Source organism: Tenacibaculum sp. 190130A14a (assembly GCF_964048965.1).
Taxonomy (GTDB): Bacteria; Bacteroidota; Bacteroidia; order Flavobacteriales; family Flavobacteriaceae; genus Polaribacter; species Polaribacter polynesiense.
The window spans coordinates 2,091,488-2,105,022 of record NZ_OZ040189.1; the positions used below are offsets into that span (position 1 = coordinate 2,091,488).

At 31.7% G+C, this 13,535-nt stretch carries 12 protein-coding genes; all 12 read left to right on the forward strand.

The features are described 5' to 3' along the window. Nucleotides 1–117: 117 nt before the first annotated feature. The 12 genes from ABNT22_RS09985 (at nucleotide 118) to ABNT22_RS10040 (ending at nucleotide 13,496) form a co-directional block, all read left to right on the forward strand. A complete protein-coding gene (locus ABNT22_RS09985; protein WP_348717054.1) occupies nucleotides 118–1,188 on the forward strand; it encodes a sensor histidine kinase in 1,071 nt (356 codons plus the stop codon). Next, a complete protein-coding gene (locus tag ABNT22_RS09990) occupies nucleotides 1,185–1,859 on the forward strand; it encodes a LytTR family DNA-binding domain-containing protein (protein ID WP_348717052.1) in 675 nt (224 codons plus the stop codon). Before ABNT22_RS09985 ends, ABNT22_RS09990 begins: the two co-directional genes overlap by 4 nt. A 188-nt stretch (nucleotides 1,860–2,047) precedes the next feature. After that, on the forward strand, nucleotides 2,048–2,467 hold the full coding sequence (locus ABNT22_RS09995) for an HYC_CC_PP family protein (RefSeq protein WP_348717050.1): 420 nt from the start codon (nucleotides 2,048–2,050) through the stop codon (nucleotides 2,465–2,467). Between the two features lie 100 nt (nucleotides 2,468–2,567). Further along, on the forward strand, nucleotides 2,568–6,284 hold the full coding sequence (locus ABNT22_RS10000) for an efflux RND transporter permease subunit (RefSeq protein ID WP_348717048.1): 3,717 nt from the start codon (nucleotides 2,568–2,570) through the stop codon (nucleotides 6,282–6,284). Nucleotides 6,285–6,289: 5 nt separating this feature from the next. Beyond that, nucleotides 6,290–7,525: a TolC family protein gene (locus ABNT22_RS10005; RefSeq protein ID WP_348717046.1), complete on the forward strand. Its 1,236-nt coding sequence runs from the start codon at nucleotides 6,290–6,292 to the stop codon at nucleotides 7,523–7,525. Nucleotides 7,526–7,529: 4 nt separating this feature from the next. Continuing rightward, nucleotides 7,530–8,255, forward strand: coding sequence for a heavy-metal-associated domain-containing protein (locus ABNT22_RS10010; RefSeq protein WP_348717044.1), 726 nt, complete (start codon nucleotides 7,530–7,532; stop codon nucleotides 8,253–8,255). 3 nt (nucleotides 8,256–8,258) lie between these two features. Continuing rightward, on the forward strand, nucleotides 8,259–9,962 hold the full coding sequence (locus ABNT22_RS10015) for an efflux RND transporter periplasmic adaptor subunit (RefSeq protein ID WP_348717042.1): 1,704 nt from the start codon (nucleotides 8,259–8,261) through the stop codon (nucleotides 9,960–9,962). Nucleotides 9,963–9,976: 14 nt separating this feature from the next. Continuing rightward, complete coding sequence (locus ABNT22_RS10020) at nucleotides 9,977–10,411, forward strand: heavy-metal-associated domain-containing protein (RefSeq protein ID WP_348717040.1); 435 nt, start codon at nucleotides 9,977–9,979, stop codon at nucleotides 10,409–10,411. Nucleotides 10,412–10,514: 103 nt separating this feature from the next. Next, the gene (locus ABNT22_RS10025; RefSeq protein ID WP_348717038.1) at nucleotides 10,515–11,114 is read left to right on the forward strand and encodes a DUF6642 family protein; all 600 of its coding nucleotides are present in this window, start codon (nucleotides 10,515–10,517) and stop codon (nucleotides 11,112–11,114) included. 214 nt (nucleotides 11,115–11,328) lie between these two features. Further along, nucleotides 11,329–12,183, forward strand: a complete 855-nt coding sequence (locus ABNT22_RS10030) for an AraC family transcriptional regulator (RefSeq protein ID WP_348717037.1) — start codon at nucleotides 11,329–11,331, stop codon at nucleotides 12,181–12,183. 134 nt (nucleotides 12,184–12,317) lie between these two features. Further along, complete coding sequence (locus ABNT22_RS10035; protein WP_348717035.1) at nucleotides 12,318–12,620, forward strand: nuclear transport factor 2 family protein; 303 nt, start codon at nucleotides 12,318–12,320, stop codon at nucleotides 12,618–12,620. 24 nt (nucleotides 12,621–12,644) lie between these two features. After that, nucleotides 12,645–13,496, forward strand: a complete 852-nt coding sequence (locus ABNT22_RS10040; RefSeq protein ID WP_348717033.1) for an enoyl-CoA hydratase/isomerase family protein — start codon at nucleotides 12,645–12,647, stop codon at nucleotides 13,494–13,496. Nucleotides 13,497–13,535 lie beyond the last annotated feature (39 nt).

The following is a 13,535-nucleotide window of genomic DNA, read 5'->3' on the forward strand; positions in this document are numbered from 1 at the left end:
AGATTTCAAAACGATAATTTTACTCTAGTTATTTACCTAATTAGGAGATAAGAGTAGTTATATTTGGATGGTAATGAATTCTACATTGACTAGATATAATCAATTCTATTAACCTAAATGAAGAAAATCAGGAACATACTATTTTTCAAACAAGATAAAAAGGTTGTTTTCAAAATTGTTTTTTGGGGGATAATGCTGTTGTATTATATAAGTTCTAGATGGCCATTAGAAAAGGACAAAGTTTTCTTATTTGAAAAAATGTTTCTTTTGGTAGTAGTTCAAATTCTACTTACTTATGGTGTGGTGCGTTGGGTAATTCCGAAAGTAGTATCAAAAAAACATAAATTGTCATCTATTCTTGGTTTTGTATTTCTTGTGTATCTCTGTTATATACTGTATACCGCGATGAGATGCTATTACTTATTACCAAAATACCCTGAGGTATTTCGTTTTAGACCACCTTTAATTTTTCAAGAAAGAATTACAAACGGATTTTCTTTTTTAAATAATATACCATCACTTGTTTTTCCAACAGTTATTTTAATTATTATTAATTATTATCGTCAGCAAAAAGAAATCATAAGTTTAAAGGAACAGAAAAGATCCTCACAATTAGAAGCGTTAAAAAACCAATTAAATCCACATTTTCTATTTAATACACTGAATAGTTTATATGCCTTGTCTTTAAAAAAATCAGATAAATCTCCTGAGGTAATAGAAAGACTTTCTGATATTTTAGATTATATTTTATACAAGTGTAAAGATAACTATGTGAGTATACAGGGCGAAATAACGCTATTAGAAAATTATATAGCTTTAGAACAAATAAGATATGGAAAAAGGTTGCATATTACATTTAATCATGCTGTTGAAAAGGATGTAAAAATAGCACCGCTATTGTTGTTAACCCTTACCGAAAATGCTTTTAAACATGGAGTAGAAGAAGAGATTAATAAAGCCATTATAAAAATAAACTTGACAACTATAGAAAAAGAAATTTGTTTTACTATTGAAAATAGTATTCCGACGATTGTTTCTGATGTTGGCCAAAATGATGCACGAGAATCTATAGGATTAGAAAACATAAAAAAACAATTAAACCTTTTGTATCCTTCTCAGGATTACACGTTTAATTTTATTGAAAGCAATAATGTTTTTAAAGTAACATTAAAACTCCAATCAAAATGACATATAAATGCTTAATTGTTGATGATGAAGAATTAGGAAGAGAACTGATAGAAAGTCATTTATCTCAATTAAATGACTTTGAGCTAGTTGCCTCTTGCGATTCTGCCCTTGAAGCTCATCAAGTGCTAAAGAATAATGAAGTAGATTTGATTTTTTTAGATATAAAAATGCCTGTATTAAAAGGAACTGACTTTTTTAAAAGTCTCTCTAAAAAACCAAAAGTAATATTTACAACCGCTTATCGAGAGTATGCGATAGAGGGATTTGAACTTAATGCAACAGACTATTTATTAAAGCCCATTAGTTTTTCTCGTTTTTTTAAAGCAGTAGAACGTTTTATAGAAAATGCCAAACCTCTAAAGAAAGAGCGTTTTATGTATGTTCAATCAAATAAGAAAAACATTAAGGTACAATTTGATGAAATTCTTTATATAGAGAGTATAAAAGATTATATACGCATACATTTAGAGAAAGAAAAGCTTATTATAAAGCATGGATTGAGTGCTTTCTTAAAGAAGCTAGACAATCGTTTTATAAGAGTACATAGATCTTATGTTGTGAATAATGAAAAAGTAACTGCATTTACAAAAAAAGACATTGAAATTGGGGCTATTGAAATAGTTATTGGTGAATATTACAAAGAAGAAGTTCTGAAAAAACTAAAAGAATAGTAAAGTCATAAAATTTACACTTTAAAATATCTTATATAAATGGAAACCCTTATTTATTTTACAAGAAGGAACACAATTTGTACATAGTTAATTTCATCATTAAATAATTAAGAAAAAGTATTTTAACTGAGGCTTTATAGTTTCTTTAATATTTTGGTTTTGAATTTTTTGTAACTTTGCATTGTAAGATGAAAAAAGTTTTCAATAAAATAGTGGCAATTACAATGGCTTTTGTAGTATTATTTTCTACAATGTCATTTACTATTAGTAGTCATTTTTGTGGTGACAATCTAGTAGAGGTAAGCTATTTTGGTAAAGCAAAATCTTGCGGAATGGAAATGGAAAATATGGCCACTTTGGATGGGTGTTCTATTTCAAAGAAAAATTGTTGTAATGATACCATTGATTTTATCGAAGGGCAAGACACTTTAAAGAAATCATCTTTTGATTCACTGTCTTTTGAACAACAATTATTCGTAACTTCATTTTACTACTCATACCTTAATCTTTTCAATACCTTACATGATAAGGTAGTACCTTTTAAAGATTATGCACCTCCGCTTATCGTTAAAGACATACAAGTTCTTGACGAGGTATATTTAATATGATTTTTGAACAATAAAAACAGGTAAGGCTTATAAATTCTATTTATAGGCTTTCATAGCTGGTGTTTATACACCTAAGTTTAATTGTTTAAAACGTATTTATATGCTAAATAAAAGCATTAAGTTTTTAATAGAAAATAAGTTAGTAGCTATTTTATTACTACTGCTTTTTATTGGTTGGGGAATTGTAACAGCTCCATTTAACTGGAATACAGGTTTATTACCCAATAATCCAGTTGCTGTAGATGCTATTCCTGATATTGGAGAAAATCAACAAATCGTTTTTACAAAATGGGATGGTCGCTCTCCACAAGACATAGAAGACCAAATTACTTATCCATTAACTACTTCTTTATTGGGTATTTCTGGAGTAAAAACCATTAGAAGTTCTTCGATGTTCGGATTCTCTAGTATATACATCATATTTGAAGAAAATGTTGATTTTTATTGGAGTAGGTCGCGTATACTTGAAAAATTAAATTCATTACCAAATAACTTATTACCAGAAGGGGTAAGTCCATCTTTAGGTCCAGATGCTACTGGATTGGGACAAATTTTTTGGTATACTCTAGAAGGGCGTGATGAAGAAGGAAATGTCACTGGAGGTTGGGATTTACATGAATTAAGAAGTATTCAAGATTATTATGTGAAATATGCACTTTCTTCTGCAAGTGGAGTATCAGAAGTAGCCTCAATAGGAGGATATGTTCAAGAATATCAAATTGATGTAAAACCCGAATTATTACGTCAGTATAATATTAGCTTGCAAGAGGTAGTAAAAGCGGTTAAGTTAAGTAACCAAGATATTGGAGCTCAAACTATAGAAATTAATCAAGCCGAGTATTTGGTAAGAGGTTTGGGGTATATCAAAGGAATAGCTGATATAGAAAATGCTGTAATATCATCTAAAGATTACACTTCTCTCAGAGTAAAAGATATAGCCAATGTTTCTTTAGGAGCAAAAGCTCGCAGAGGAATATTAGATAAAGAAGGAGCAGAAGTAGTAGGTGGTGTAGTGGTATCTCGTTATGGAGCAAATCCTTTAGAAGTAATCAACAATGTAAAAGATAAAATCAATGAGTTAAGTACTGGATTACCAAGTAAAGTACTTAAAGATGGAAGAACTTCACAATTAACCATTGTTCCTTTTTATGATAGAACTGAGTTGATTCAAGAAACATTACATACCCTTAATGAAGCATTAACCTTAGAGATTTTGATTACCATTTTGGTAATTATTGTAATGGTTTTTAATCTACGAGCTTCTGTGCTTATTTCTGGATTATTACCGGTAGCTGTTTTAATGGTATTTGTAGCCATGAAAGCTTTTGGTGTAGATGCGAATATTGTAGCCTTATCAGGAATTGCCATTGCTATTGGTACCATGGTGGATGTTGGCGTCATTTTAGCAGAAAATATCATTCGACATCTTGAAGTAAATAAAGAAAAACTGAATATTAATACCATTGTATATAATGCTACTTCAGAGGTATCTGGAGCCATTATTACAGCAGTATTAACAACAGTTATAAGTTTTATACCTGTGTTTACTATGATTGGTGCAGAAGGGAAGTTATTTCGTCCCTTAGCCTTTACTAAAACTTTTGCGTTAATCGCTGCAATTATAGTAGCATTGTTTATTATTCCACCATTTGCGGCACTTATTTTCAAAAGGAAAAGAAGTACAACAAAACTAAAATATGCGATAAATACACTACTTATTTTAGCAGGAGTAATAGGGATTGTCTATGGAAACCCTTTAGGATTTATTTTAATAGGTTTCGGTATAGTTGGGTTCTTAGTTCAGTTTGAAAAAGTAACATTTGAAAGTGGAAACCTTGTAAATATTGTTATTTCTACATTGGCAATTGTAGGTTTATTGGCAACCTATTGGAGGCCTTTAGGAGTAGATAAAAGTATTTTATTAAACATCATATTTGTAGCCATTATTTGCTTCGGATTATTAGGTTTCTTTACTGTTTTCCAAAGATATTATAGTCAAATATTACAATGGGCTTTGCAAAACAAGTTGTTGTTTTTTACCATTCCGGTAATGGTATTGGTATTCGGATTTTTAATATTTAAGAATACAGGCAAAGAATTTATGCCTTCTTTAAATGAAGGTTCTTTTTTATTAATGCCTACTTCGATGCCACATTCTGGTGTGGCTGAGAACAAACGTGTATTACAGCAACTGGATATGGCTGTGGCCAATATTCCGGAGATAAAAACAGTTGTAGGAAAAGCAGGTAGAGTAGAGTCGGCTTTAGATCCAGCTCCAATGTCTATGTATGAAAACGTAATTTTATACAAGCCAGAATACTTGTTAAATAACAATGGAGAACGTCAACGATTTAGAGTTAATGAAGAAGGATTATATCTGTTGAAAAATGGTAAGACGGTTGCAAACCCAAATATTACCGATAAAACTACCAATACGCTTTTTTATGAAGTAACTTCCAAAGAACTTATTGAAGATGAAGAAGGTGAGTTTTATAGAAATTGGAGACCTAATGTACAGTCTCCTGATGATATCTGGAATGAAATTGTAAGAGTAACCAAATTACCTGGAGTTACCTCGGCTCCTAAGTTACAACCTATTGAAACCCGTTTAGTGATGTTGCAAACAGGAATGAGGGCACCTATGGGAATTAAAGTAAAAGGACAAAATCTACAACAAATTGAAGCTTTTGGAATTCAATTAGAAAGTATTTTAAAAGAAGTAGAAGGTGTTAAAAAGGAAGCTGTTTTTGCCGATAGGATTGTAGGAAAACCCTATTTGTTAATTGATATCAATAGAGAACAATTAGCACGTTATGGAATTTCAATTCAAACAGTTCAAAACGAGCTAAAAGTAGCTGTTGGAGGAATGCAAATAACACAAACTGTAGAAGGAAGAGAACGTTATGGAATACGTGTACGTTACCCAAGAGAATTACGTTCCAATCCTACAGATTTACAAAACATTTACATCCCAGTTTCAAAAGGTAATTATGTTCCTTTAAGTGAATTGGCTTCTATTCGATATGAGCAAGGAGCGCAAGTAATTAAAAGTGAAGATACATTCTTAATTGGATATGTATTGTTTGATAAGATATCTGATTTCGCGGAAGTAGCGGTGGTAGAAAAAGCCCAAGAAGCGATTCAACAAAAAATTAGTTCTGGAGAATTGGTGGTTCCAAAGGGAATCTCGTATCAGTTTACAGGAACCTATGAAAACCAAATAAGAGCAGAGAAAACCTTAGCAGTTGTAGTTCCGTTGGCATTACTAATTATATTTTTAATACTTTATTTTCAATTCCGATCTATTTCAACCTCACTAATGGTATTTACAGGAATCGCGGTAGCTTTTGCAGGAGGTTTTATTATGATGTGGTTATACGGACAGGATTGGTTCTTGAACTTTAGCGTATTTGGCAAAAATCTAAGAGAATTATTCCAAATGCACCCCATTAATTTAAGTGTAGCAGTATGGGTTGGTTTTATAGCCTTGTTTGGTATCGCTACGGATGATGGGGTAGTGATGGCTACTTATTTAAAACAAACCTTTGACAAAGAAAAACCTACTACGGTTAAAGCAATTAGAGCTGCTGCGCTACATGGAGGAAATAAACGAATTAGAGCTTGTTTAATGACTACGGCTACCACCATTTTAGCGTTGTTACCGGTGTTAACCTCTTCAGGAAGAGGAAGTGATATTATGATTCCGATGGCAATTCCTGCTTTTGGAGGAATGATTATAGACATTACTTCGTATTTTATAGTACCTGTATTGTATAGTTTACGAGAAGAATTTTTATTAAAACGTAGTAAAAACTAAATCAGATGTATAAATCTTATATAACATATGCCATAGCATGGAGTATTGCTTTTTTATCCTTTGATTTAAAAGCTCAAGAGTTACAGGTCTATATAAATGAAGCCTTGACACATAATCCTGAAATACAACAATTTGAAATAAAGCATCAACGTATTTCAGAAAAACAACAAGAAGTCAATAGCTTACCAAATACAGAAATAGGAGTAGGAGTATTTGCTAGTTCTCCTGAAACACGAACAGGAGCACAGAAATTTAAAGTTTCAGTAAAACAGATGCTGCCTTTTTTCGGAACCATTACAGCAAGAGAAAATTATGCCGCTTCATTGGCAGATATCGCGTACCAAGATATTGTTGTAAAGAAGCGAAAATTGATAGCTGAAGTATCTCAATCATATTATAAGCTATATGAAATTAAAGCTAAGCAAGCTGTTTTAGAAGAAAATATTCAATTACTTGCTACCTACGAAAAATTGGCATTAACCTCTGTAGAAGTAGGAAAAGCATCTGCTGTAGATGTTTTAAAACTTCAAATTCGACAAAACGAATTGACTCAAAAAAAAGAGGTTTTAAAAGAACAGTTTTTAGGAGAACAAGCATCTTTCAATAAATTATTAAACAAAGATGTATTAGAACCTGTGTTGCTTATAGACAGTTTACAAATGCCTGATAATATGGAAAGTTTTAATTCAGAAGATTTAAAGCTACATCCAGAATTAATCAAATTTGATCGATTGTACACTTCCGTAGAAAAATCAGAAATAGTGAATCAAAAACAAAGCAAACCAATGCTTGGCTTTGGAATAGACTATATAAATGTTGAAAAAAGACCCAATATGTCGTTTAACGATAACGGAAAGGATATTGTAATGCCAATGGTGTCTGTATCCATTCCTATATTCAATAAAAGGTACAAGTCTATAAGCAAACAACATAGTTTGCAGCAAGAGGAAGTATTAACACAAAAACAACAGCGATTAAATAGCTTAGAAGCAATGCTTCATAATGTGGTTTCTCTACGAAATGCTACGTTTATCAAGTATAAAACACAACAAAAAAACTTAAAGCAAGCGAAGAATGCGCAAAATATTTTGGTGAAAAGTTATGAAACGGGAACTATTGATTTTAATGATGTATTAGATATACAGGAATTACAATTAAAGTTTCAAATGAATATGATTAGTTCAAAGCTATCTTATTACAATCAAAGTGTAGCACTACGTTATTTAACCGCCCAAAACTAAAAAGATGAAACATATATATAAAGTTACAGGAATGACCTGCGGAAGTTGTAAAGCCTCTGTAGAAGAAAGCTTAACATCACTTCAAAACGTTCAAAATGCCATTGTAGATTTAACAACTAAAGAAGTAGCCATAGAGATGGAAGAACACATTCCTTTGGCAGATTTACAGAAAGCATTGGCTGAAAAATATCAAATTTCAGAAATAGCGCAAGAAAAGAAGTCTTCCTATGTATCAACTGATCTATTTGATGAAGAACAAAGCAAACTGGTACAGTTAAAACCTTTGTTTTTAATTCTTGGCTATATCACAATTGCAAGTGTTTTAATGCATAGAAATGATTGGAGTTGGGACGAGTTTATGTTAGACTTTATGGGCTTATTCTATATCGTATTTAGCTTTTTTAAAATGCTCGATTTAAAAGGGTTTCCAGACTCTTTTAGAATGTATGATCCTTTGGCCAAAAAAGTTCCAGTATATGCCAAAATATATCCATTTATTGAAACCGCTTTAGGACTCATGTTCTTACTGCGTTTTGAAGTAAACATAGCCTTAATTATAACCTTAGTGGTTTTAGGAATAACCACTATTGGAGTTACCAAGACATTGTTAGATAAAAAAGCAATTCGTTGTGCTTGTTTAGGTACCGCTTTAAAACTACCAATGACAGAAGCAACTTTTATAGAAAATGCTATTATGATAGTGATGGCAATAACAATGTTAATCTTTTAAGATATGAAGAAGTATCTAATTTATACAGGAATATTAGTAGTCGGTTTAGTATTAGGTTGGTTACTTTTTGGAGGTTCATCTAATGAAAATGCATTACATGATCATAAAGAAATGAGTGACGCTAAGCAAATGTGGACTTGTTCTATGCATCCTCAAATTATGCAATCGGAACCAGGAGATTGTCCAATTTGTGGAATGGATCTAATTCCTGCGAAATCAGGTTCAGAGGGATTAGCTGCCAATCAGTTCAAGCTAACTAAAAACGCCATGGCATTGGCCGATGTACAAACTACTATGATTGGTACTGCTGTTGAAGAAGAAAACGGTCTTACAATATCAGGGAAAATAGTAGAAAACGAAGAAACCAATCTTGTACAAGCGAGCTATTTTGAGGGAAGAATAGAACATTTATATATTAATTCAACGGGAGAAACAATTAGAAAAGGACAATTGTTAGCAACCATTTATTCACCAGAATTAATTAAAGCACAACAAGAATTACTAACAGCGGCTAGCTTAAAAGAAAACCAATCTGCTTTGTATAAGGCAGTTCGAAACAAATTAAAACTTTGGAAGTTATCTGATAAGCAAATAGCTCAAATAGAAAGTGCTAAAAAAATAAGAGAGAATTTTCCTATTTATGCAACTGTTTCAGGTATTGTTATTCATAAAATAGTAGCACAGGGTGACTATGTAAAACAGGGAGAAGCCCTGTTAAAAGTGTCTAATTTAAATACCGTATGGGCAAATTTTGACATCTATGAAAATCAGATTCAAAGTTTTCATAAAGGACAAGAAATAGCAATTACAACTAATGCTTATCCAAATGAAGTGTTTACATCAAAAATATCCTTTATTGATCCTGTGTTGAATCCTTCCACAAGAACTGTCAATCTACGCGCGGTATTAGTTAATAAAGAAGGAAAGTTTAAAACAGGAATGTTTGTAAAAGGGAAAGTAGCTGTTCAAGCAATGCAAAAGGACAACCCTTTAATTGTTCCTGCATCTGCTGTATTATGGACAGGTAAGCGCTCTATTGTATATGTAAAAGTAAAACCAGATGCTCCTATTTTCGAAATGAAAGAAGTAGTTTTAGGAAATAGAGTAGGAGATAACTACATGGTGGCAAATGGACTCAAATCTGGAGAAGAAGTGGTTACTCACGGAACATTTACCATAGATGCATCGGCACAGTTGGCTGGCAAAAAGTCGATGATGAATCATACTAAAACCATCAATGAAACATTTGAAGTATCCAATAACTTCAAATCACAACTACAAAGTGTCTATGATGAATATATTTCTTTAAAAGATGCATTGATACAATCAGATACAACAACAGCAAAATTAGCAGCTGATAAGCTACATAAAAGCTTAGCAAAAGTTGATATGAAATTATTAGGCGATCCAAAAGCACATGAACAATGGATGTTACTATCTAAAACCTTACGCACTAAGAGTGGTATAATGGCGCAATCGGATGATATAAAAATTCAACGAAAAGAATTTAAACCCTTATCAAACCATTTAATAATGGCAGTAGAATCTTTTGGAATCACGGAAACTACCTATAAACAATACTGTCCGATGGCTGACAGTGATGAAGGAGGCTTTTGGTTAAGCAAAGAAAATAAAGTGTTAAACCCATATTTTGGAGATGCAATGCTAAAATGTGGTACCGTAAAAGAAACAATCAATACTAAATAATTAATATAACAATCATGAAAAAAGTAATTTTAAGTATCGCTTTGATAGCGGCTATCGGTTTGGTAAGCTGTAAAAACGAAGCAAAAAAGGAAACTCCAACACAAACAGAACAAACGAGTACTACAGCAGCGGCTGTAGCAGAAAGCACTTTTGGAGTTAGAGGAAACTGTGGAATGTGTAAAAATACAATTGAAAAAGCTGCAAATGGAGTAGCAGGAGTAACAAAAGCAGAGTGGGATAAGTCGAGAAAACAAATCAATGTTTCTTATGATGAAACTAAAACAAAAATAGACGCTATTCATAAGGCTATTGCTGCTTCTGGATACGATACTGATAAAGTAATGGGAAGTGAAGCTGCCTATGAAAACTTACCAGGATGTTGCCAGTATGATCATGAAATGGAAATGAATATTAAAGGGGAAGTAAAAGAAGACCCTAATACGCATTAAAATAATTCTTTAAAAAAACTTCAAAGCATAGATATGTTTTGGAGTTTTTTTTGATTAATACAGTTATCTTATTTTTGTCTTTTATTCATATAAATACTTAAACTTGTTAAAAAAGATAGATCATTTACCCCAAAAAATATATAGTAATACAGACTATTTTATATTCTGTTTAGAAGCTGTTGAAGATGTTGATTTGAATGAGGTTACTCAAACTCAAAAGAAAATGGAAGAGCTAACCATGCAATATGGAATAGCTAGTATTTATAAAACGTGTGACTCTATTGAAGGATTAGAAGAAAGTTTAAATACGTTGATTTTAGATGATCATCACTTTAAAAATTATGAAATTATCTATTTTGTAATGACAGGTGAAGCCAATAGCATCTGTTTGAATGATTATTATTATAGTTTACAAGAAATTGCAGAGCTTTTTGAAGGTAGATTGCATGATAAGATACTGCATTTTTCAAATGCCAAAGTACTCGATCTAGACGAAGAAGAAGCTCAATATTTTCTAGATATTACTGGTGCTAAAGCTATTTCTGGTTATGGTAATGAATTTAACGGAATAGCAAGTGCCGATTTAGATAAAGCTTTTTTCAACCTATTTAAAAAGGACGATGATATGTTCAATGCAGTAGAAGAACTACACAAGAAACATTATAAACTCTGTAAACTACTTGATTTTAGATTGTATTATTAATCCTTCGGTAAGCAGCATCGGTTTTCTAAATAAGTGGTTCTAAAATAGCTTTATAAGATATAATAAGAGGGAAGTCTTCAATTTTACAAAGCTTTTGTTCAAGATGGTACGTTAAAACCTTGTTTTTTACTATTATTACATGTGTTCTTACTAATTGATCTATTGATACTTAATTATATTTACCTATTTAAACAATAGCTATAGTTAAAATAATATGCCTAGAACCATATTCAAAAATATTGTAATTCAAAAGTTTGAAAAAGTCACTGCATTGGCTTTTTGTAAGTATATGCCCATTAGATTTTTTGAAATTTTATTTATAGAAAAAGGATCAGGAACACTTATCATTAACAATCATAGGATAAACTATAATGACAATCAAATTTTTATTTTGATACCAGATGATCAATATAATTTTGAAATTGAAACTCCAACAACAGTTTCAGCAGTAAAATTTCTTAATAGTTTTTTTGGTAATATGTTATCGGATGAAAATGAGTTACAGCGAAAACAATGGTTTAAAAAAATAGAAACCATATTGCATGGGGCTAACAGAACAACTCATTTAAACTTCCAATTTAAAACTGATGAAAGCAGTATGCTCTCACTATTTACAGTACTTTGCAATGAATATCATGACGAAAGTTTAAAGAGTGAAACTGTTTTAAAATCTACCTTGCATGCTATCCTGCATATTGTTTCTAGGAATGTAAGTTTTGTTTCAAAAGATATTGAAGATTCTAAAATTCAAGGCATTATAAATTACATTCATTATTACATTCATGATTCTGAAAAACTCTCTAAAAAAGAGATGTCTAATCAATTCCACATTTCTGAAAATTATATCAGCGAGTACTTTAAAAACAAAATGGGAATTGGATTAAAAAAATACATATTAAACTATAAACTAAAATTAGCAGAAACACGTCTTCAATATACCAATTCAACCGTTTCTGAAATTGCTCAAGAATTAGGATTTACCGACAGCAGTCATTTAGATAAAACATTTATAAGTTATAAAGGAATGAGCGCAAAAAACTACCAAGCCACGCTAAAAAAGTCTAAATAAACACCCTTTCCTCGTTTTTTACTAAAACCTCTTTTTTTCTTACCAAAATCATACACATACCTGAGGGTAACTTTGCATTATAATTTTAAAACAACATTATAATTAAAAAATCACAGGATGTTTTTGAAAGCCATATGAAGGCCGTAGCTACATTAAGTCCTTTTAAAGTCGCTGACGATTACACAAACGATGCGTTGTTTATTACACCAAACAAAACTTATCAGGGTAAAGAAGAAATATTCGAATTTTATAAAGAGTTCTTACCAAACTTTGAAAATTTTCAATTCAACACTATTAAGCAAGAAACTAATGATAATGTAGTTTACTTCGTTTGGAACGGAAAAAACAAACACATTAATATACAACTAGCTACAGACACTTACATCATAGAAAACGGAAAAATTAAACAGCACACATTTGCTGCGGTAAACAACTAAAAAACAATCATAAAAATTAAAAAAATGGATTATAAAAATTTTCAAACATTCACAGCTGAGCAAAAAGGAGGTATTTTAACAGTAGATATCAATTTTGGACCTGTAAATGTACAAGGACAAGAAATGTTAGCAGACTTAAGTAGCCTTTGCTTACGATTGGAAAGAGACAGAAGTGTAAAAGTAGTTGTTTTTCAATCGTCTAACTCTGGGTATTGGGTATGTCATTATGATACAAACTTACTAAAAGACATGTCTGAGGAAGTAGTACCAAGAAACGAGGTTAAGCTTTTAGATTTACAAGCTGTTTTAGAGCGATTAAGTAATGTACCTCAAGCAACTATTGCAAAAATTGAAGGTTTTGCTCGTGGAGGTGGGCACGAAATGGCCTTAGCACTAGATATGCGTTTTGCAGCTAGAGGAAAAGCCAAGTTTATGCAAATGGAAGTAGGCATGGGAATTTTACCTTGTGGAGGTGGAGCTTCTCGTATGGCGCGTCAAGCTGGACTAGGTAAGGCATTAGAAATTATACTAGGTGCCAGAGATTGGGATGCAGATGAAGCAGAAAAATTTGGGACAATTAATAAAGCTTTAAATGCAGATGAAATAGGACCTTATGTAGATGCATTGGCAGAACGTATTTCAAAATTCCCTTCAGAGTCAATTGAAGCTTGTAAACGTGCAGTTTATGCATCTATAGATTTACCAATAGCAGATGCCTTAAAAGAAGAAGCGTATCAACTATATCAGGCAACAAGTAAAACACCAGCAATTAAGCGATTTACCATTGCAGATGAAAATGGAGCACAATTTGACCATAACAATCAAAAGAATTGGGAAAATATGTTAATTGATTTACAAGAAATTCAAAGAGATTAACCCTCACTTATACTCAATAATCACCATGAATACTTATGA

Bases quoted from the DNA above. Each gene is read 5' to 3' on its own strand.
- ABNT22_RS09985 (WP_348717054.1), top strand. From the start codon at position 118: ATGAAGAAAATCAGGAACATACTATTTTTCAAACAAGATAAAAAGGTT.
- ABNT22_RS09990 (WP_348717052.1), top strand. From the start codon at position 1,185: ATGACATATAAATGCTTAATTGTTGATGATGAAGAATTAGGAAGAGAA.
- ABNT22_RS09995 (WP_348717050.1), top strand. From the start codon at position 2,048: ATGAAAAAAGTTTTCAATAAAATAGTGGCAATTACAATGGCTTTTGTA.
- ABNT22_RS10000 (WP_348717048.1), top strand. From the start codon at position 2,568: ATGCTAAATAAAAGCATTAAGTTTTTAATAGAAAATAAGTTAGTAGCT.
- ABNT22_RS10005 (WP_348717046.1), top strand. From the start codon at position 6,290: ATGTATAAATCTTATATAACATATGCCATAGCATGGAGTATTGCTTTT.
- ABNT22_RS10010 (WP_348717044.1), top strand. From the start codon at position 7,530: ATGAAACATATATATAAAGTTACAGGAATGACCTGCGGAAGTTGTAAA.
- ABNT22_RS10015 (WP_348717042.1), top strand. From the start codon at position 8,259: ATGAAGAAGTATCTAATTTATACAGGAATATTAGTAGTCGGTTTAGTA.
- ABNT22_RS10020 (WP_348717040.1), top strand. From the start codon at position 9,977: ATGAAAAAAGTAATTTTAAGTATCGCTTTGATAGCGGCTATCGGTTTG.
- ABNT22_RS10030 (WP_348717037.1), top strand. From the start codon at position 11,329: ATGCCTAGAACCATATTCAAAAATATTGTAATTCAAAAGTTTGAAAAA.
- ABNT22_RS10035 (WP_348717035.1), top strand. From the start codon at position 12,318: ATGAAGGCCGTAGCTACATTAAGTCCTTTTAAAGTCGCTGACGATTAC.
- ABNT22_RS10040 (WP_348717033.1), top strand. From the start codon at position 12,645: ATGGATTATAAAAATTTTCAAACATTCACAGCTGAGCAAAAAGGAGGT.